The sequence below is a fragment of the Chromobacterium sp. CCUG 76385 genome, assembly GCF_059916625.1.
The window spans coordinates 128,812-148,704 of the sequence record NZ_JAUCGU010000005.1; the positions used below are offsets into that span (position 1 = coordinate 128,812).

Genomic DNA, 19,893 nt, shown 5'->3' on the forward strand with positions numbered 1-19,893 from the left:
TTGGATGGGAATCATATTCTGTTCTCCTCGCCTCTGGCATGGCGCAGCGCGTCGCGCTCTATGGTCTGCTTGCGTTTGCATTCGGGGCAGGCGGCGTACAGCCCGCGCAGATGCTCGTCCAGATGGAGGCCGCTCTGGCGCAGCAGGTCCATCACGTGATGGACTTCTTTGAGCGGCGCGAACGGTTTGCCGCAGCAGGCGCAGTTCTCCAGCCGGAAGCTGGCGCGCTGGATCAGGTCGTCCTTGCTGGCCACGGCCAGTTCGAATTCCTGGGTCAGCTGGATGGCGCGCGTGGGGCAAACTTCCTCGCAGCGGCCGCAGAAAATGCAGCGGCCCAGATTCAGCGCCCATTCGCGCTGTCCGGCGCGGCTGTCGGTCTGCATGGTCAGCGCGCCGGCCGGACAGGCCTGGGTGCAGGCGGCGCAGGCGATGCACTGGCGGGCGTTCAGCTCAGGCTTGCCGCGAAAGCCGGGGCTGACCGGAAACGGGGCGAACGGGTATTTCGTTGTCGGCTCGCCCGCCTTGGCTATGATCTTGAATAGCTTGAACATGGAGTTTTCCTATTTCAGCGGCGAATCTTTGCGCTCGCGGCCGTAGCGTTCGATTTCCTTGTACGGCACGGTGGTGGACTTTTTCTTCTTCACGTCCACCAGCGTCACGCGGTCGGTGCAGGAGTAACAGGGGTCGATGCTGGCCACGATCAGCGGCGCGTCGGACACGGTATTGCCGCGCAGCATGTAGCGCAGCGGCGGCCAGTTGGCGTAGGTGGGCGCACGGCAGCGCCAGCGGTACAGCTTCTGGTTGTCGCCGGTCATCGCCCAGTGGATGTCCTCGCCGCGCGGCGCTTCGGCGAAGCCCAGCGCGAACTGGTGCGGCTGATAGGCGAAGCCCTCCAGCAGCACCGGTCCGGCCGGCAGGTTTTCCAGCGCATGCTGGATCATGGCCAGCGAGTCGAAGAATTCGCGGGCGCGGATCAGCACGCGGCCCAGCACGTCGCAGCTGTCTTCGGTGTGCACGTCGAAAGGCAGGTTGGCGTAGGCGCCGTAGGCGTGGTCTGCGCGGATGTCGCGGGCAAAGCCGCTGGCGCGCAGCAGCGGGCCCACCGGGCTGAAATCGCGCGCCACTTTGCGGTCCAGAATGCCGACGCCGCTGGTGCGCTGGCGCAGATTGGGCGTGGACAGCAGCATGTCCACCAGCCGCGTGGTTTCCTCGCGCAGCTCGGCCACCAGCTTCAGCGTGCGTTGGCGTTCTTCTTTCAGGATGTCGCGGCGCACGCCGCCTATCAGGTTCATGCCGTAGGTCTTGCGCGCGCCGGTTAACAGTTCGGCCATGGTCATGGCCTTTTCGCGGACGCGGAAGAACTGCATGAAGCCGGTGTCGAAGCCGACGAAGTGGCTGGCCAGCCCCAGGTTCAGCAAGTGGCTGTGCAGCCGCTCCACCTCCAGGAACACGCTGCGTATCATTTGCGCGCGCGGCGGCACGGCCAGGCCCAGCGCGTTTTCCACCGCGCTGGCGTAGGCCACGCTGTGGGTAAAGCCGCAGATGCCGCAGACGCGGTCGGACAAGAAGGTGACTTCGTCGTAGCCCATCCGGGTTTCGGCCAGCTTCTCCATGCCGCGGTGCACGTAGAACATGCGGTAGTCGGCGTCGACTATGGTTTCGCCATCCACGAACAATCTAAAGTGGCCCGGCTCGTCCGAGGTGATGTGCAGCGGCCCCAGCGGCACGTCGCGGGTGACGCCGGCGGCGTCGTTGACGAAGGTGTAGGTCTCGGTGTCGGTGGTGGGGGAGGGGCGCTGGTTGTAGGCCATCGCGTCCTTGCGCAGCGGGTAGAGATCGTCCGGCCAATCGTCCGGCAGCACCAGCCGGCGATCGTCGGGAATGCCGACCGGCGTCAGGCCGTACATGTCGCGCACCTCGCGCTCGCCCCACACCGCCGCCGGCACGCGCGGCGTGACGGAAGGGAATTCCGGCCGCTCCGGGGCTATCAGCGCGCGCACCACCACCCAGCATTTGACCGGCCCTTCCATCGATAGCACGTAGTAGACGGCGAAATGGCCGTTGAGCGGCCGCTCGTCGTTGCCGAACAGCACCGACAACCAGCCTTCGTTCTGGTAATACAGCCATTCCACCACTTCGGGCAGGCTGGAGAGCTTCACCGTGACGGTCAGTTGATCGGCGGTTTGCCATTCCTCTTCCAACACCGTGTGCGGGAAACGTTGTTTCAGGCCGTCCAGATAGTTGCGGCCCAGTTTGTCGTCATTCATTTTTTTCTCCCAGGCCTCAGCGGATGGCTAAGGGATGGTCGGCGGCAGCCAGCACCAACTGGCTGGCCTCGCGCAACAGGGTTTGCAGGCTGTCGGGCATGAACAGGCCTATCGCCAGCATGGTCAGCATCAGCAGGATCAGCGGCAGCAGCGTCAGCCAGCCGGCTTCGCCTGGCTCTACCTGGTCCGGCGCGGGGCCGAACAATATCGCCGCCAGCATGCGCGCCAGCCCCGCCAGCACGATGGTCAACAGCAGCAGTACGACGATGGTCAGCGCGACATGGCCCTGGCTGAAACCGGCCGCCACGATCAGGAACTCGCTGTAGAACACGTTGAAGGGCGGGATGCCGCCCAGCGCCAGCGCGCCGGCGCCGAACAGCATGGCCGTCAGCGGCGCGGCGCGCAGCAGGCCCTTGACTGAGCCCATGTCCGGCGTGCCGTACTTGAGCAGCACATTGCCGGAGCCACAGAACAGCAGCGCCTTGGCCAGGCTGTGGTTGACGGTGTGGAACAGCGCCGCCATCACGCCCAGCGGGCCGCCCAGGCCCAGGGCTATGGCGATCAGACCCATGTTCTCCACGCTGGAATAAGCCAGCAGCCGCTTGATGTGGCGCTGTGACAGGATGAACAGCGCCGCCACCGCCACCGACATCAGGCCGAAAGCCAATAACAGCGTTTCCGAGAAGCCCGGCCCCAGCGCGCGCGCGGCCAGCATGTGGAAGCGGATCACGATCAGCAGCGCGCAGTTGAGCAGCACGGCGGACAATAGCGCGCTGACCGGGCTGGGCGCCTCGCTGTGCGCGTCCGGCAGCCAGGCGTGCATGGGGAAGAAGCCGGCCTTGGTGCCGAAGCCTATCAGCACGAAGACGAAGGCGATGCGCGTCAGCGCCGGGTCCAGCCGGCCGGCTTCGGCCATCAGCACCGTCCATTGCGCCGCGCCGCCGTGGTCGCCCAGCAGGCTGGCGGCGTTGGAATAGACCAGCACCACGCCGTACAGGCCGAAAGCCACGCCGACGGTGCAGATCACCATGTATTTCCAGGCGGCCTCCAGCGAGGAGCGCTGGCCGTAGAAGCCCATCAGGAAGGCCGAACCCAGCGTGGTGGCTTCCACCGCCACCCACATCATGATGACGTTGTTGGCGGTGACGGCCAGCAGCATGGTGAACAGGAATAACTGGAAGATGGCGTAGAAGCCGGCCAGCCGCGCCGGCCCCACCTCGCCGTGCTGCAGTTCGTGGCGCATATAGCCCACCGCGTACAAGCCGGTGGCGAAACCCAGCACGCCTATCAGCGCCAGGAACAGCGCGCCCAGCGCGCCCAGCGCGTCCACCCGCAGCCAGCCGTCCAGCGCCTCCAGCGCCTCCAGCGGACCGCCGCTTATCACCCAGGCGCAGGCGGCCAGCGACAGCGCCAGCAGCAGCGACACGCTGGCCAGGTGCAGCGTGGACGCCAGCCACGCGCAGGCCTCGCCGGCCAGACGGCTGCCCGCGCACAGGGCGGAGGCGGCGAGCGGAATCAACAACAGAAAAACCAGCCAATGCGTAGCAGTCATGGCCTCAACCCTTCAAAGCGGTCAGTTGCCGCACGTCCAGCGTTTGCAGCGTGCGATGAATGCGGCGCGCCAGCAGCGCCATGATCAGCACCGCGCACACCGCGTCGGTGGCGATGCCTATCTCCACCACCTCCGGCGCCTTGCCGGCCATCAAGGCCAGCGTCAGGTGGGCGCCGTTTTCCATCAGGCAGTAGCCGAAAATCTGCTTGAGGATGTTGCGCGAAGTGACGATGCAGGCCAGGCCCAGCAGGAAGTGGCCCAAGGAGACCGCCAGCGCCGGCTTCAGGTGCGCCACCACCGCCAGCTGCACGGCGTCCACCGCATACCAGCTGACCAGCACGATCAGCGCCGCCAGCACGGCCATCCAGGCCGGACCGAGCAAGCCCTTCAGCTCGGGGGCATCCGGCAGCGGGCCCAGCAGCTTGATCAGGATCAGCGGCGCCAGCACCACCTTGGTGACGAAGGCCGAGGCCGCCCATAGCGTCAGCTCGTGCGAGCCCTGGGTGATGGCCAGCGCCAGGAACACGCCCACCAGGGTCAGCGATTGCAAAACATAGAACCAGGCGGCCGTCGCCACGCGGTTGGCGCAAATCACCAATAGCGAAGTGACGATCAATAGCCCAGCCAGATTGTTGACGATCAACATGCCATCCATCTGCGCCTCCTCAAGCCAGCCACGCCGCAGCGATGAAGCTGGACGCCAGGCTCATCGCCAGCAGCGCGGCCAGCACGGTTTTCATTTGCCAAGGCAGCGGCTTGGCCGCGGCCACCACGGGGGACGGCTCGCCCGGCGCCGTCTTGCCGAACCAGCGCAGGAACCAGGCGAAGCTGGCCACCGATTCCGCCATCGCCAGCAACATCAGCGGTAGCAGCCACGGTTCGCTGGCCGATAACTGGAAGCCGGCGGCGAAGATGGCGAATTTGCTGAAGAAGCCGTTGAACGGCGGCACGCCGGTGATCGCCAGCGCGGCCACGCAGAAGCTCACGCCTAATAGCGGCGCGCCGCGCAACAGGCCGCGCAAGGACGGCAGCAAGCGGGTGCCGCAGCTGTAGCTGAGCGCGCCGGCCACCAGGAAGAACAGGCTCTTGGCGAAGGCATGGTTGAAGATGTGGGCGACGGCGCCGTTGAATGCCAGCCGCGAGCCGAAGGCAGACAGCGACAGCGCCAGGAAGATGTAAGACAGCTGGGTGATGGTGGAATAGGCCAGCAAACGCTTCATATCTTTTTGCGGCAGATACATCCAGAAGCCGTACAGCAGGGTGACGGTGGCCATGATCGCGCCCACCCAGCCCACCAGATGCGGCACGCTGCCGGCGGCGTCCAGCGCGCGTGCGAAGATGTAGACGCCCACCTTCACCATGGACGCCGCGTGCAGATAGGCGGAGACCGGGGTCGGCGCTTCCATCGCGTCCGGTAGCCACATATGCAGCGGCAGCTGGGCCGATTTGCCCCAGGCCGCCCACAGCACGCCCAGCAGCACCACGATCTTGGCGGAGTCGGGCAGGGCGGCGATGGCGCTGAGGCTGAAGCTGCCGCTTTGGGCGAACAGCCAGCCGGCGGCCAGATACAGGCCCAGCGAGCCGATATGGGTGATCAGCAGCGCCTTCAATGCCGATTGCAGCGCCTTGGGCTTCTGGTAATAGCCGATCAGCCCCCAGGAGCAGGCGCCGGTGATCTCGAAGCACACCAACTGGCCCAAGAGCGTGGACGACAGCACCAGGCCGGCCATCGCGCCGATGAACACCAATAGGTAGGCGTAGTAGCGCGGCGCGGCGGCGTGCGGGTGCTCGCGGTTGGCCGGCGTCATATAGGCGGTGGAGTACAGCGCCACCAAGAAGCCCAGCCCCACCACGGCCATGCCTATCAGCGTGCTGAGCCGGTCCACGATCAGGCCCAATAGCTCGATGCCGTTGAAGCTGAGCAAGGAGTAGTGCGCGGCCATGCCGCCGGCCGTTTTGAAGTCGACAGCCAGCCAGATGGCGCCGACAGTCGCCAGCAGCGCGAACAGCGGCGCCAGGACGCGGCCGGCCTCGCGCGGGCTGGCCAATACCAGGGCCGCGCCGAGGAAGGGCAGCAAGATGGTCGCCAGAGCGAGGTGTTCCATGAGTGCTCCTTAAAGACCGGTGAGATAAAAGACGAAAGACAGCGCGGCCAGGCCGAAGCCCACCCAGGTGACGCGCGCGGTCAGCAGGAAACGTCCGCGCGCCATGCTGTTCTCAATGAGGGAGGCAAGGACGAATACCGCCAGCAGCTTGAGCGGCAGCCAGGCCGCGGCGGCCAGCAGCGCGCCGGCTTCCAGGCTGTCGGCCGCGCCCAGCGGCAGAAACACGCCCAGCATGAACTGCGCCAGCACCACCTTCTTCAGCGCCAGGCCCAGCTTGAGCAGCGCCAGCGAGGGGCCGGAGTATTCGGTCAGCGGGCCTTCCTGCAGCTCCTGCTCCGCCTCGGCCAGGTCGAAGGGCAGCTTGCCCATCTCGATGAACACGGCGAAGGCGAAGGCGGCCAGCGCCAGGGCTATGGCTGCCGGCGACTGCAGATAGCTGCCGGACATGCCGGTGGCGATGGCGCCCAGATTGGTGCTGCCCTCGATCAAGGCCACCACCAGCAGCGCCAGCATCATCGTCGGCTCCACCAGAATGCCCAGCGTCAACTCGCGGCCGGCGCCGATGCCGGCGAAAGCGCTGCCGGAATCGAGGCCGGACAGCGAGAAGACAAACCTGGCCAGGCCGAACAGGTAGACGAAGGTGATCAGGTCGGCCAGCGGGCCGGCCGGCGAGTGGCGGGTGAGCGCGGGCAGCGCCATCGCCAGCATCAGCATGGCGGACAGCTGCACGGCCGGCGCCAGGCGGAAGGCGAGGCCGGCCTGGCCCGGCGCCACATCCTGGCGGCGGAACAGTTTGGCGATGTCGCGGTAGTCCTGCAGCACGCCGGGGCCGCGCCGCGAGTGCATGCGGGCGCGTACCATCCGCGACACGCCGGTGAACAGCGGCGCCAGCGCCAGCAGCAGCGCGGCCTGGGCGACGGCCAGCGGAATCGATTGCAATGGGGACATGGTTCTCCTCCTAGCGCGCGGCGATCAGCAATAGCGCCAGCAGCGCGATCACCACGTACAGGCAGTACAGGCGGAAGTCGCCGTGCTGCAGCCAGCGGATGCGGGCCGCCAGCCTATCCACCCATTGGGCGATGGGCAGCGTCAGCGTCCTATCCCATATCGGCTCGGCGCGCGTCGCGCCGGCTATGGTCTTCTCCAGCGCGGCGTCCAGCTTGGCGGCCGGCGACAACTGGCCGCGCAGGCGGTACAGCGGCGCGAACATATGCGCCACCGGCTGAGTCAGGCCCTGCGGGCCGACCACCATCGACGCCTCCTGCGCATAGCCGCAGGCCCAGGCGTCGCCCTGCTGGCGACGGGCCAGCCGCGCGCCGCGCAGCAGCGACAGCGCCAGCAGCACGCACAGGGGCAGCGAGATCAGCAGTAGCGCCAGCAGGGGCATGGACACCATGGTCTGGGCGTGCAGGCCGGGGTGGATGGACAGGCCGTCGGTCACAGATTGCGGCGCGGCGTGCGTCAAAGATGCAGCCACATTGGCCATCAGCGGCGACACCGCGCTCGCGCCCACGCCCAGCAACAACAGGGCCAGCGCGGCCAGCAGCATGGCGGCGCGCATGGGCAACGGCGCCTCGGTCGCCTCCGCCGCATGCAGGCTGCGCGGCGCGCCGGAGAAGCACATGCTGTAAGCCTTGACGAAGGCCATGGCCGCCAGCGCGCCGGTCAAGGCCAGCATCACCATGGCTAACGGGCCGGCCAGGCGCAGCGCGAAGCCGGCATCCTGGCTGACGGCGAACAGCGCCTGGTAGGTGAACCACTCGGAGACAAAGCCGTTGAACGGCGGCAGCGCGCAGATGGCCAGGCTGCCGGCCAGAAAGCTCAGCGCCGTCCACGGCATGCGCGCGGCCAAGCCGCCCAGTTGCTCCATGTCCTTGCTGTGGGCGCGGTAGAGGATGGCGCCGGCGCCCATGCACAGCAGGCCTTTGAACAAGGCGTGGTTGAGCAGGTGGTAGCCGGCGGCGACAAAACCCAGCGCGGACAGCAAGGGCTGATGCGCGGCCAGGCCCAGCATGCCGGCACCCACGCCCAAGAGGATGATGCCCACGTTCTCCACGGTGGAGTAGGCCAGCAGGCGCTTCAGGTCTTGCTCGGCCAGCGCGTACAGCACGCCCAGCACGGCGGACACGCCGCCTATGGCCAGCACCAAGAGGCCCCACCAGGCGGTGTGCGCGCCCAGGATGTCCACGGCCACCTTGATGATGCCGAACACGCCTATCTTCACCATCACGCCGGATATCAGGGCCGAAGCGTGCGAGGGCGCGGCCGGGTGGGCGCGCGGCAGCCAACCGTGCAGCGGCACCATGCCTGCCTTGGCGCCGAAGCCGAACAGCGCGAGCAGGAACACGACGGAGGCGAGCGGTCCGTCCAGCTTCAAGGCGCGGAAGCTGTCAAAGTCCAGGCTGCCGCTTTGCGCGTACAAGAGGAAAAAGGCGATCAGGATCAGCACCGATCCGGCGTGGGCGATCAGGAAGTACAGAAAGCCCGCGTTCACGGCTTCCTCATCCTGCTCGAAAATCACCAGGAAGTAAGACGCCAGCGACATCGCCTCGAACAGGATCAAGAAGTAAAACGCATTGTCCATCGCCACCAGCGCCGTCATCGAGGCGATGAAGGCATTGGCGAAGAAGCCCATCGCGCCGACGCCGCGGCCGCGGTATTCCCGAACATAAGACCAGCCGAACAGCGAGGTCAGCATGGTCAACGCTGAAATGGCCAGCAGCAGCAGCGCCGCCAGCGGGTCCAGCCGTACCGCGAAATGGGCGAATTCAAACGGGCCGGCAGATACAAAGCGCTCCACCGAACCGTTTTGCAGCGCCGGCCAGGCGGCGGCCAGCCCGCAGGCCGCGCCGGCCATGCCGAACAGCGACGACGCGGCGATGGCGAGATTCTCCAGCTTAGAGAGAAGCAGGCTCAGCAGCGCGCCCGCGCCGTACAGGCAGACGGCCAGCAACAGCCATTGCAGGGGAGCCAGGCTCATGGTCTTTCCTCCGGTAGGTCCAGCTCCGCGCCCAGCGCATGCAGCGCCGCCTGGCGGCGGGCGTCGGCGGCGCGCGCGAGCGCATCGTTGTCTTCCAGCCGCAGCGCCTGAGTCGGGCAGACGCGCATGCATTCCGGGCCATCGGCCAGGCCTTGGCACAGGTCGCACTTGACGGCGATGGCTTTCACGCCCGGCTCCCAGGCCAAGAGAGGCGACAGCATGGCGTTGCTGTCATGCGGCGCGGCGGCCGGCTCGGTTTCCGCCAGCGGCGGCTGCCAGGCCGGGCTGATGGCGGCCACCCCGCTGCAGGCCGTGCCGGCCAGTTGGATGGCGCCGAACGGACAGGCGATGGCGCACAGCTTGCAGCCTATGCACAGCGTTTCATTGAGATCGATGGTGCGGCCGGACAGCGAGATCGCCGCCACCGGACAGACGCGCGCGCAAGGCGCGTCGTCGCAATGGCGGCACAGCACCGGCGCGGTGACGGCGGCCGTGCGCGTGACGGCCAGCCGCGGATGCGCCTGCAGGCCGGCCGCGCGGTGCAGCGCGGAACAGGCGGCCATGCAGGTATTGCATCCATTGCAAAGCTCGGGCTCTGCAATGACGAAGCGGTTCATGATTCCCCCAAGTAAAGCCAGGCGGGGCCCGGGATAGCCTCACTTACGCAGGAGGTGTGCCAGCTTGTTTTTTTAGCAAGATGCTTTGAAATTTCAGTGGTTTAGTTGGGTGTGGATGGCGAGGTGACAGTGTCGATGCGGTGTCGGCGGGGAAGGAGCGTCGTCAGAAGTGACGAGGGGCGAAGGTAACAAGGGGGGAGCGATGGCGCGGGCAAGGCCCTTGGCCTGCCCGCCCTACCCGGTGATGTTAATCATCATCGCTAGGGATTGGCAGAATGGATGCCAGATCGTCTTCAATATCAAGCCCGTGTGATGCAGCTATGCATGCAATGTGTATGCCAAATGTGCCGCGCAGCTCCCCAACCGCGCCATTAAAAATCCAGCTTGCAAAGTGATCATGGTGGGCTCCGAACTGAACGATATGATCATCAGCCTGGACGGTATTCAAGAATTTCCGGCATGCGGATCGCATTGCCCGGAGGTTTTGTGCTAGTTCATTGTTCGAGTGCAGCTTTCCAAGCTCATCAGTCAGGAACTCTCGTATGCGGATGATCGACTCTACACAGTAGTGAGGGACTTCCATTTCGGATGGAATATAAAGCACTCTCCTATCTTCGAGGAAAGTCAGAACGCGTTTGGCGGCGGCACACTCGGCTTCAGGCGGGTTCCATTGAATGCCGAAGATCGGAATGCTGAAGCCTGTGATCCGGCTGATGATTTCGCGAAATTTCATGAATTACTCCATGGTGAGCTATGTAGGGCGGGCAGGCTGTAAGGCCTTGCCCGCGCCTGCCATGAATTTAGGCCAGTTTCCTATGTGTCGCCGAGGCAGGCATGCTGATTGCTTTGTGGGAGGCCGCCGATGCCCTATTACCGCAGAGATCATGTAGCAGGCGCATGCTACTTCTTCACGGTGGTGACGGAGCGACGCCAGCCGATATTGACTGATCCTTTGCTAAGGCAGGCTTTGCGCGTGGCAGTGATAGCGGTGCGGCGGGAGCGTCCGTTTGCGATAGATGGCTGGGTCTTGCTGCCGGACCATTTGCATGCGATATGGACCTTGCCTCCAGGTGATGGCGATTTTTCGACGCGCTGGAGCGCGATCAAAAGCCGGGTGACGCGTGCGGTGGGCCGGCATTATTTCCGGGCGGATTGGCATTCGGCGCGCCGGGCGGAGAAACGTCACGGAACCGTGTGGCAACATAGATTCTGGGAGCATCGCATCCGCGATGAGGCGGATTTTTCCGCGCATCTGGATTATTTGCATTTCAACCCGGTGAAGCACGGTTTGGCGGCGAGGGTTGGCGATTGGGCGTATTCCACCTTCCATCGCTATGTGGCTCAGGGGCGATATCCTGCCGATTGGGCGGGAGACGGGGTGATGGCTGAGATGAGGGGGTAGTGGTGCGCGGGCAAGGCCTTTGGCCTGCCCGCCCTACTGGATTGACCATCCGAACGGGTGGCATCCGGCTCAACAAATCCTCGGTAGTTGCTCGCCGTTGATCCAGTCCACCATCCGCCTGCCGCCGAAGGCGGTTTCCATCTGCACAAACTGATTGGCGTCGGCGATGGCTTCGCCGATGATCGCCGCGTCGCGTCCTTGCGGGTGGGCGCGCATCGCGGCCAGCAGCGCGTCCGCGTCTTGCGGGGCGCACACAGCCACCAGCTTGCCTTCGTTGGCCACGTACAGCGGGTCCAGGCCCAAGAGCTCGCAGGCGGCGGCCACTTCTTGCCGTATCGGCAGCGCGGCCTCGCGGATCCGCATGCCGCAGCCGGCTTGCTGGGCGAATTCGTTCAGCACGGCCGCCAAGCCGCCGCGCGTCGGGTCGCGCAGGCAGCGCAAGTCCGGCGCGGCGCGCAGCATGTCGGCCACCAGGGTGTGCAGGGCTGCGCTGTCGGATCGCAGCGCGGTTTCAAAGCCCAGGTTTTCTCGCAGCGACATGATGGTCACGCCGTGGTCGCCCAGGTGGCCGGACAGCAGGATCTGGTCGCCGGGGCGGATGCGGCGCGGCGAAATGTCGACGCCGGCGGGCGCGTAGCCGACGCCGGTGGTGGAGATGAATACGCCGTCGCCCTTGCCTTGTTGCACGACTTTGGTGTCGCCGGTGACGATGGCTACGCCGGCTTGGCGGGCGGCGGCGGCCATGGAACGCACGATGCGGCGCAGATCGGCCAGCGGGAAGCCTTCTTCCAGAATGAATCCGGTGGTCAGGTATAAGGGAGTGCCGCCGCACATCGCCACGTCGTTGACGGTGCCGTGCACCGCCAGGCTGCCGATGTCGCCGCCGGGAAAGAACAGCGGCGATACCACGTGGCTGTCGGTAGCCAGGATCAGCCGGCTGCCGGCCGGCGGCATGGGCAGGGCGGCGCCATCGTGCTGCGCGCCCAGGTAGCCGTTGTCGAATTCGGCCACGAACAACTGCTCGATCAGCCTGGCCATGGCATGTCCGCCGCTGCCGTGGCTGAGGTCGACGCGGCCATGATTGAAGTCGATGCGAGTCATGCCGCGTCTCCGTTCTGAGGGGCCGCGCGGAAGCGGCCATAGGTGAAATGGGCCGCGCAAGCGCCTTCGGACGACACCATGCAGGCGCCCAGCGGGCGCTCCGGCGTACAGGCGGTTCCAAAGGCGCGGCAGTCGGCCGGTTGCTTGTGGCCGCGCAGGATGGCGGCGCACTCGCAGGCCTTGTGGTCCGGCACCTGGCGGTAGGGCAGGGCAAAGCGGCGCTCGGCGTCGAAATCGGCGTAGTCGGCCCGGATGCGAAGCGCGCTCAAGGGCACCGTGCCCAGGCCGCGCCAGTCGTACTCGTCGCGCAGCTCGAAGACTTGTGCGCACATCGCTTGCGCCTTGCGGTTGCCCTCGCGGCTGACCACGCGGCTGAACTGGTTTTCCACTTCGGCGCGGCCTGCGTTCAGCTGGCGCACCAGCATGAGGATGGACTGCATCACGTCCAGCGGCTCGAAGCCGGAAATCACCACCGGCCGGCAGTATTGGGCGGCGAAGCCCTCGTACGCGCCGTAGCCTATCACCGTGCTGACATGAGCCGGGCCGATGAAGCCGTCCAGCGCCACCGCGTCCGGATCGCCCTGCGATTCCATGATGTGCACCATGGCGGCAGGCGTGAGCACGTGGTTGCAGAATACGCTGAAATTGGCCAGTCCCAGCTTCTGCGCGCGCAGGACGGCGGCGGCGGTGGGCGGCGTGGTGGTTTCAAAGCCGATGGCGAAGAACACGACTTGTCGGCCGGGATGGGCCTGGGCGATGGCCAGCGCGTCGTCGCAGCTGTAGACCATGCGAACGTCGGCGCCGGCGGCGCGGGCCTTGAGCAGGGACAGGCCGCCGCTGGCCGGCACGCGCAGGGTGTCGGCGTAGGTGCAGAGGATCCGCCCCGGTTCGCGCGCCAGCGCGATGGCGCTGTCGATGCGGCCGGTGGGCAGCACGCATACCGGGCAGCCGGGCCCGTGAATCAGGCGGATATTGGCTGGCAGCAGGTCCGGCAGGCCGTAGCGGGCGATGGCGTGGGTGTGGCCGCCGCAGAATTCCATCAGCCGGTATTGCCGCGCGGGATTGGTTTCTGCCTGAATGGTAGCGGCCAGACGCCGCGCCAAGGTGCCGTCGCGGAACGCTTCTATGTATTTCATCTTGTTTTCCTAGCGGTAGGCGGCCGGGTTGTCCGGCGTCGCGCCCATTTCGGCCAGCAGCGCCAGCGTGCGCTCGGCCTCGGCCGGGTCGAGCTTGCCGATGGCGAAGCCGACGTGGACGATCAGGTAATCGCCGGTTTTCACGTTGTCCACCAGCGAGGTGGAAATGATTTTATGCAGGCCGCCCAGCGCGACTCTGACTTGGTCGTCGGCCAGGATTTCGGTGACTTGGGCGGGAATAGCCAGGCACATGGTGTTTCCTTATTGGTTGAAATGGCGCTGCGCCACCCAGGCCTGGCCCAGCGCCAGGCCGCCGTCGCCGGCCGGCACCAGGCGCGCTTGCAGCATGGACAGGCCGCGCCGCCCAAGCGCCGCGTGCAGGCCGCGCGCCAGGATGGCGTTTTGCAGGCAGCCGCCGCCGCACGCCACGCGGCGCAGGCCCAGTCGGCGGGCCGTCTGGGCGGCCCAGTCGGCCAGCGCTTCGATCAGGCAGGCGTGGAACAGCGCCGCGCCTGCGGCTGGCGCCATGCCGGACGCCAGTTGGCGCAGCAGTGGCGTGAGGTCGAGATGGTTGTCCTGGTCTATTTGGTGCAGCCGCGGCGGTTTGGGCGGCAGGCCATGGCGTTCGGCCAGCCCCTCCAGCCGCATCGCGGCCTGCGCCTCGAAGCTGGTGCGGGCGGCGATGCCCAGCAGCGCGGCGGCGGCGTCAAAATGGCGACCCAGGCTGCTGGTGCGGGTAAGCGCCTTGCCTTGATTCAGCCAGAGGGCCAATTGCGGCGCGGCGGCCTCATTGGGGAAGCGGGCGGGGATTTCCTCGTCTGCGCCCCAGCCGTGAAGCGCGGCGGCGGCCATGCGCCATGGCTCGCGCGCCGCGCGGTCGCCGCCCGGCAGCGCCAATGTGGATAGATGGCCCAGCCGCTGGCTGTGCGCGCCGTCCACCATCAGCAGCTCGCCACCCCAGGCGCCGCCGTCGTCTCCCAGGCCCACCCCGTCCAGCGCCAGGCCCAGCACGGTTTCGTCGCATTGCTGTTCCGCCAGAATGGCGGCGATGTGGGCGTGATGGTGCTGCACGGCCAGCGCAGGAATGTTCAGCCGCTCGGCCAGCTCCCGCGCCAGGCGGCTGCTGAAGTAGTCGGGATGCAGGTCATGGGCGATGAAGGCTGGGCGAGTGGCCAGCAGGGTTTGCAGATGTTCGGCCGCCGCTTCCAGCGCCCGGCAGTTGGCCACGCGGTCCAGGTCGCCGATGTGTTGGGACAGGAAGGCCTCGTTGCCGCGGGTCAGGCACAGCGTGTTTTTGAGGTGCGCGCCCAGCGCCAGTACGGACGGGCCGCCGCGCGACAGGCCGATGGCGCAGGGCGTGTAGCCGCGGCCGCGGCGCAGGAATTGCGCGTGGCCGTGGCAGCCCACGCGCAGCACGCTGTCGTCGCAGCGGGTGACGATGTCTCGGTTATGCTCAAGCACGGCGTCGGCCAGCTGCGGCATCAGGGCGCGGGCGGCGGCGTTGTTGGTGATCAGCGGCTCGCCATGCGGATTGGCGCTAGTCATCACCAATAGCAGCGGCTGCGCTTCCGCCAGCCAGTCCATGCCCGCCGGCCGGCCGGCGGCCTCGTGGAACAGCAGATAGTGCAGCGGCGTGTACGGCAGCATAGCGCCCAGCCAGGCCACGTCCGGCGCCACGCCGGGCAGTGCGTCATCGCAGCCGGTGGTTTTGGGCAGCAGTACGATGGGGCGTTGCGGCGAGCGCAACAGGCGGCCGGACAGTTCGTCGATCCGAGCCAGTCCGGCCAGCGAGGCGGCATTCGCCGCCATGATGGCCAGCGGTTTTTCCTCACGCGCCTTTCGCTGGCGCAGCCTGGCCACGGCCGCGGCATTTCTGGCATCGCAGGCCAGGTGGAAACCGCCCAGCCCCTTGATGGCGACGATCTCGCCGCGCCGCAGCCGCTTTAGCGTTTCCGCGATGGCGTCTCCCGCCACCGGCCCCGTCGTGTCCAGTAGGGCGAGGCTGGGGCCGCAAATCGAGCAGGCGTTCGGTTCGGCATGAAAGCGGCGGTGCAGCGGATCGCGGTATTCGTCCAGGCAGGCCGGGCATTGCGGGAAGCCGGCCAAGCTGGTTTGGGCGCGGTCGTAGGGTAGGCGGCTCACCAGCGTGTAGCGCGGGCCGCAGTCGGTGCAGTTGATGAAGGCGTAGCGGTAACGCCGATTGGCGGGGTCGAACAACTCGGCCAGGCAGGCGTCGCAGGTGCAGCTGTCGGCGCCTATGGCCGCATGGGCGCCGCCGGACTCGCTGGCTAGGATGGCGAAGCTATCGGGCTGCGCCTGTTCCTGCAGCGGCTGGCGCAGCAACTGGTCGATGCGCGCCAGCGGCGGGCGTTCCGACAGCAGCCTTTCTGCGAAGCCGCTCAGCGCCGCGTCGCCGCCCTGCAGCTCCATGGTGACGCCGTCGCCGTCATTGCGTATCCAGCCGGACAGCGCCAGTTCGCCGGCCAGGCGGTAGACGAAGGGGCGGAAGCCCACGCCCTGGACGATGCCTCTGACTGTCAGTTGTTCCCGCGCCATGATCAGCCTCCCTTGCCGCAGCCGGCTGCCAGCCAGTCCAGCCATTCCCCGCGGCCTTCGCCGGTTTTGATGGACAGCCGGATCACCTGCAGGCCGGGGCGCACCTGGCGCGCCATGCGGATGGCGGCGGCCATGTCGAAGTCGACATGCGGCAGCAGGTCGGTCTTGCTGATGATCAACAAGTCCGCTGCACGGAACATGTCCGGATATTTCAGCGGTTTGTCCTCGCCCTCGGTCACGGAAAGAATCGCCACCTTATGCGCCTCGCCCAGGTCGAAGGCGGCCGGGCACACCAGGTTGCCGACGTTTTCTATCAGCAAGAGGCCGCCATCCGGCATCGCCCGCGCCTGTTCCAGGCTGTCCAGCGCCTCCGCCACCATGCGGGCGTCCAGGTGGCAGCCCTTGCCGGTGTTGATCTGCACTGCCGGCGCGCCGGTGGCGCGGATGCGCTCGGCGTCGTTGGCCGTTTGCTGGTCGCCTTCCACTACGGCCACCGGCGCGCGGCCCGCCCAGCGGCGCAGGGTGTCAACCAGCAGGCTGGTTTTGCCGGAGCCGGGGCTGGACACCAGATTCAGCGCGAAGATGCCGCGCGCTGCCAGCAGGCGGCGGTTGCGCGCGGCGCGCGCGTCGTTGTCGGACAGAATGTCCCGTTCGATGGCGACGATGCGCTCGGCCGGCGTGTCCGGCGCGTGGACGGCGTCCAGCGGGCCTTGGGCCTGGCCGGCCTGCCGGTAGCCGTTTCTGGGCGCGCCATGGCCATGGCTGCGTTTGTCGTTGATGCGGACCTGTCCGTGGCCGCAGCCGCAAGTGGTGCACATGATGCTGTCCTCCTAACTGATTCCGATATCGATCACCCGCATCTCCTCGCCGCCGCGCAGGCTTAGATTCTCGCTGCCGCATCGCGGGCAGCGCGCGGGCAGGGCCGCAAGCTCGGCGTCGGCGCCGCAATCTGCGCAATGGGCTTGGGCCGGGCTGCGCTCGGCCTGGAAGTCGGCGTCGGCCGCCAGGCTGTCGCGCGCCGCCAGCTGGCAGCAGTAGAGCAGGGTGTCTGTCTCCACATGAGCTAGCAAACCCAATGCCAGCCGGACTCGGGTGACGCGGCGGGCGCCGGCGCGGCGCGCGGCGTCCTCCACGATGTGGACCACGTGTTCCGCAAGTGTCAGTTCGTGCAAGGTTTTTCTCCTGAATGGGGCGGTCCGGCGGCATCGCGGCGTGGCGTCGCCGCGGCGGCGCGGCCGTGTCGAGATGTCGTCATTTCTGACGATGCCGGCTGGAGGCGGTCTGTCTTCGACACCGAAGGCAAGGCTGCGCGGACAGCAATTCTTTTCAGAAACAGGGCGTTGCATGGGATAGGCAGCCTTGGCGCGTGGCTGGCATGGCTTATGCAACGTCATGAGCGAGAATTCGCAACGCTTGCAATCGACGTTCGGGCGGCTGCCGCCGCTTGAGGAGGCTGAACATGAATCGGTTCATCATCGCTGAACCCCAAAACTGCATCGGCTGCCGCACCTGCGAGGTGGCGTGCGCCCTGGCCCATGCGCCAAAAACCGGCGAACCATTGTCGCCGGACACCTTCCATCCCCGGCTGACCCTGATCAAGAGCGCGCGCATCAGCACGCCGGTGCTGTGCCGGCAGTGCGACGACGCGCCCTGTCTGAATGCCTGTCCCAGCGGGGCGATTGTTTACGCGGGCAACAGCGTGCAGGTGCTGCAGGAACGCTGCGTGGGTTGCAAGACCTGCATGGTGGCCTGTCCCTACGGCGCGATGCAGGTGGTGACGGTGCCGCAGCGGCCGGAGCCGGGCAGCTTTGCCACGCGGCAGATCAAGGCCAAGGCGCTGAAGTGCGACCTGTGCGTGGGCAAGCCGGGCGGTCCGGCCTGCATCGCCACCTGTCCCACCAAGGCGTTGCGCATGGTGGAGCCGCAGGCGCTGGAAGCCGTTTTGCAGAAACGCCGCCAGCAGGCCGCGCTGGATACGCCGACGCTGCCGCTTTGACGCATCGCCATCCGGGAAAAAGGACACGGAAAATGGAAAAGGTAATTTCGGTTTGCCCGTACTGCGGTTCGGGCTGCAAACTCAATCTGCTGGTGGAAAACGGCAAGATCGTCGGCGCGGAAGGCGCGGACGGCGTGACCAATCAGGGCGAGCTGTGCCTGAAGGGCTATTACGGCTGGGACTTCCTCAACGACACCAAACTGCTGACCCCGCGCTTGCGCCATCCGATGATACGCCGCCGGCGCGGCGGCGAGTTCGAGCGCGTGAGCTGGGACGAGGCGGTAGCCTTCGTCGCGGACAAATTGGGCCAGATCAAGCGCGAGCATGGCCCGGATTCCATCATGCTGACCGGCTCATCGCGCGGCACCGGCAATGAATCGAATTACATCGCGCAGAAGTTCGCCCGCGCGGTGATCGGCACCAACAACATCGACTGTTGCGCCCGCGTCTGCCACGGACCGTCGGTGGCGGGCCTGATGGCCACGCTGGGCAACGGCGCGATGAGCAACTCGATCTGCGAGATCGAGGATACGGATTGCATTCTGGTGTTCGGCTACAACGCGGCCGATTCCCACCCCATCGTCGCCCGCCGCATCCTCAAGGCCAAACAGAAGGGCGCCAAGATCATCGTCTGCGACCCGCGCTACATCGAAACCGCGCGCGTGGCCGACCTGCATCTGCAGCTGAAAAACGGCTCCAATATGGCCTTGGTCAACGCCTTCGCCAATGTGTTGATCAGCGAGGGCCTGTATAAGCCGGATTTCGTCGCCGAACACGCCGAGGGCTTCGAGGAATACAAGGCCGCCGTGGCCAAATACACGCCGGAATACGCGGCTGAGATCACCGGCCTGCCGGCCGAGCTGATCCGTCAGGCCATCCGCATGTACGCCGCCGCGCCCAGCGCCACCATTCTGTGGGGCATGGGCGTGACTCAGTGGGGCCAGGCGGTGGATGTGGTCAAGGGCTTGTCCAGCCTCGCCACCTTAACCGGCAACCTGGGGCGGCCGCATGTCGGCGTCGGCCCGGTGCGCGGCCAGAACAATGTGCAGGGCGCTTGCGATATGGGCGCGCTGCCGAACACCCTGCCGGGTTATTACGACGTCAGCGACGCCGAAGCGCGCGCGCGTTTCGCTAAGGCCTGGGGCGTGGACAGCCTGCCGGCCGAAAAGGGCTGCGGCATTACCGAGGCGGCGCACCGCATCGAGGCCGGCACGCTGAAGGCGTATTACATTTTCGGCGAAGACCCGCTGCAAACCGAACCGGACCTGGGCATGATGCGGCGCGCCTTCGAAAAGCTGGACCTGATCATCGTGCAGGACATCTTTATGACCAAGACGGCGATGGCGGCCGATGTGATCCTGCCCGCCACCTCCTGGGGGGAGCATGAAAACGTGTTCTCCAGCGCCGACCGCGGCTTCCAGCGCTGCTACAAGGCCATAGATCCGCCGGCCGACGTCAAGGACGATTGGGAAATCTACAGCCTGATCGCCATGGCCATGGGCTACCCTATGCATTACGACAACGCCCAGCAAATCTGGGACGAGCTGCGCGGCCTGTGCCATCTGTACGCCGGCGCCAGCTACGACAAGATGGCCGGCCTCGGCTATGTGCAGTGGCCGTGTCCCAGCGAAGACCACCCCGGCACGCCGTGGCTGTACGAGGGCTATCAGTTCGACACCCCCAGCGGCAAGGCCAGGCTGTTCGCCGCCGAGTGGCGGCCGCCGCTGGAAAAAGTGGATGCCGACTACCCGCTGGGCTTGTGCACGGTGCGCGAGGTGGGGCACTACTCCTGCCGCTCGATGACCGGCAACTGCGCGGCGCTGCAAACCCTGGCCGACGAGCCGGGCTTTGTGCAGATCCACCCGGATGACGCCAAGAAATTCGGCATCGCCGACCAGTCGCTGGTGTGGGTGGCCTCGCGCCGCGGCAAGGTGATCACGCGCGCCAACCACAATCCGCGCGTCAACGCCGGCGCAGTGTACATGACCTACCAATGGTGGATAGGCGCCTGCAACGAGCTGACGGTGGATCACCTGGACCCGATCTCCAAGACGCCGGAGCTGAAATACTGCACGGTGCGCGTGGAGCCGATCGCCGACCAGTCCTGGGCCGAAAACCACGCGCGCGGCGTTTACGCGCGGCTGAAGGCGGACCTGCGCAAGGCCGCGCTGGCGGAGTAGG

Annotated in this window: 18 protein-coding genes; 3 read left to right on the plus strand and 15 right to left on the minus strand. The window is 66.6% G+C overall.

Annotated features, from left to right (window positions below; translation table 11 throughout):
• Positions 1-11 precede the first annotated feature (11 nt).
• The 9 genes from QUG01_RS05895 to QUG01_RS05935 form a co-directional block, all read right to left on the minus strand.
• On the minus strand, positions 12-551 hold the full coding sequence (locus QUG01_RS05895) for a formate hydrogenlyase complex iron-sulfur subunit (protein ID WP_500829316.1): 540 nt from the start codon (positions 549-551) through the stop codon (positions 12-14).
• Between the two features lie 9 nt (positions 552-560).
• Positions 561-2,267 (minus strand): hydrogenase large subunit, encoded by a 1,707-nt coding sequence (locus QUG01_RS05900; protein ID WP_500829317.1) that lies wholly within the window; start codon positions 2,265-2,267, stop codon positions 561-563.
• Positions 2,268-2,283: 16 nt separating this feature from the next.
• Positions 2,284-3,819, minus strand: coding sequence for a hydrogenase 4 subunit F (locus QUG01_RS05905; RefSeq protein ID WP_500829318.1), 1,536 nt, complete (start codon positions 3,817-3,819; stop codon positions 2,284-2,286).
• Between the two features lie 4 nt (positions 3,820-3,823).
• Positions 3,824-4,474, minus strand: coding sequence for a hydrogenase 4 membrane subunit (hyfE, locus tag QUG01_RS05910; RefSeq protein WP_500829319.1), 651 nt, complete (start codon positions 4,472-4,474; stop codon positions 3,824-3,826).
• A 10-nt stretch (positions 4,475-4,484) separates the two neighbouring features.
• The gene (locus QUG01_RS05915) at positions 4,485-5,924 is read right to left on the minus strand and encodes a hydrogenase 4 subunit D (RefSeq protein ID WP_500829320.1); all 1,440 of its coding nucleotides are present in this window, start codon (positions 5,922-5,924) and stop codon (positions 4,485-4,487) included.
• A 9-nt stretch (positions 5,925-5,933) separates the two neighbouring features.
• Positions 5,934-6,872 (minus strand): respiratory chain complex I subunit 1 family protein, encoded by a 939-nt coding sequence (locus QUG01_RS05920; protein ID WP_500829321.1) that lies wholly within the window; start codon positions 6,870-6,872, stop codon positions 5,934-5,936.
• Between the two features lie 10 nt (positions 6,873-6,882).
• The gene (gene hyfB / locus QUG01_RS05925; protein ID WP_500829322.1) at positions 6,883-8,904 is read right to left on the minus strand and encodes a hydrogenase 4 subunit B; all 2,022 of its coding nucleotides are present in this window, start codon (positions 8,902-8,904) and stop codon (positions 6,883-6,885) included.
• Positions 8,901-9,467 (minus strand): 4Fe-4S dicluster domain-containing protein, encoded by a 567-nt coding sequence (locus tag QUG01_RS05930; RefSeq protein WP_500829323.1) that lies wholly within the window; start codon positions 9,465-9,467, stop codon positions 8,901-8,903. Before QUG01_RS05930 ends, hyfB begins: the two co-directional genes overlap by 4 nt.
• Before the next feature lie 301 nt (positions 9,468-9,768).
• Entirely contained in the window at positions 9,769-10,254 is a 486-nt protein-coding gene (locus QUG01_RS05935; RefSeq protein WP_500829324.1) for a DUF6650 family protein, read from the minus strand.
• A 129-nt stretch (positions 10,255-10,383) separates the two neighbouring features.
• Between QUG01_RS05935 and QUG01_RS05940 the strand changes: the two genes are divergently transcribed.
• A complete protein-coding gene (locus QUG01_RS05940) occupies positions 10,384-10,923 on the plus strand; it encodes an REP-associated tyrosine transposase (protein ID WP_500829325.1) in 540 nt (179 codons plus the stop codon).
• Between the two features lie 69 nt (positions 10,924-10,992).
• On the opposite strand, the gene hypE is transcribed toward QUG01_RS05940, so the two are convergent.
• Genes hypE through QUG01_RS05970 form a run of 6 tightly spaced genes read right to left on the minus strand, consistent with a single transcriptional unit; the run spans position 10,993 to position 16,888 of the window.
• Positions 10,993-12,024, minus strand: coding sequence for a hydrogenase expression/formation protein HypE (gene hypE / locus QUG01_RS05945; RefSeq protein WP_500829326.1), 1,032 nt, complete (start codon positions 12,022-12,024; stop codon positions 10,993-10,995).
• On the minus strand, positions 12,021-13,160 hold the full coding sequence (hypD, locus tag QUG01_RS05950; protein WP_500829327.1) for a hydrogenase formation protein HypD: 1,140 nt from the start codon (positions 13,158-13,160) through the stop codon (positions 12,021-12,023). The genes hypE and hypD overlap by 4 nt, the downstream gene beginning before the upstream one ends.
• A 9-nt stretch (positions 13,161-13,169) precedes the next feature.
• Positions 13,170-13,412 (minus strand): HypC/HybG/HupF family hydrogenase formation chaperone, encoded by a 243-nt coding sequence (locus QUG01_RS05955; RefSeq protein WP_103320464.1) that lies wholly within the window; start codon positions 13,410-13,412, stop codon positions 13,170-13,172.
• 9 nt (positions 13,413-13,421) lie between these two features.
• A complete protein-coding gene (gene hypF, locus QUG01_RS05960) occupies positions 13,422-15,716 on the minus strand; it encodes a carbamoyltransferase HypF (RefSeq protein ID WP_500829328.1) in 2,295 nt (764 codons plus the stop codon).
• A 2-nt stretch (positions 15,717-15,718) separates the two neighbouring features.
• Positions 15,719-16,534 carry a hydrogenase nickel incorporation protein HypB gene (hypB, locus tag QUG01_RS05965; RefSeq protein WP_500829329.1) on the minus strand — a complete coding sequence of 272 codons (816 nt, stop codon included), beginning with the start codon at positions 16,532-16,534 and terminating at the stop codon, positions 15,719-15,721.
• 12 nt (positions 16,535-16,546) lie between these two features.
• Positions 16,547-16,888, minus strand: coding sequence for a hydrogenase maturation nickel metallochaperone HypA (locus QUG01_RS05970; protein WP_500829330.1), 342 nt, complete (start codon positions 16,886-16,888; stop codon positions 16,547-16,549).
• A 287-nt stretch (positions 16,889-17,175) separates the two neighbouring features.
• Between QUG01_RS05970 and QUG01_RS05975 the strand changes: the two genes are divergently transcribed.
• Positions 17,176-17,712 carry a 4Fe-4S dicluster domain-containing protein gene (locus QUG01_RS05975; protein WP_500829331.1) on the plus strand — a complete coding sequence of 179 codons (537 nt, stop codon included), beginning with the start codon at positions 17,176-17,178 and terminating at the stop codon, positions 17,710-17,712.
• 32 nt (positions 17,713-17,744) lie between these two features.
• Complete coding sequence (fdhF, locus tag QUG01_RS05980; protein ID WP_500829332.1) at positions 17,745-19,892, plus strand: formate dehydrogenase subunit alpha; 2,148 nt, start codon at positions 17,745-17,747, stop codon at positions 19,890-19,892.
• Position 19,893 lies beyond the last annotated feature (1 nt).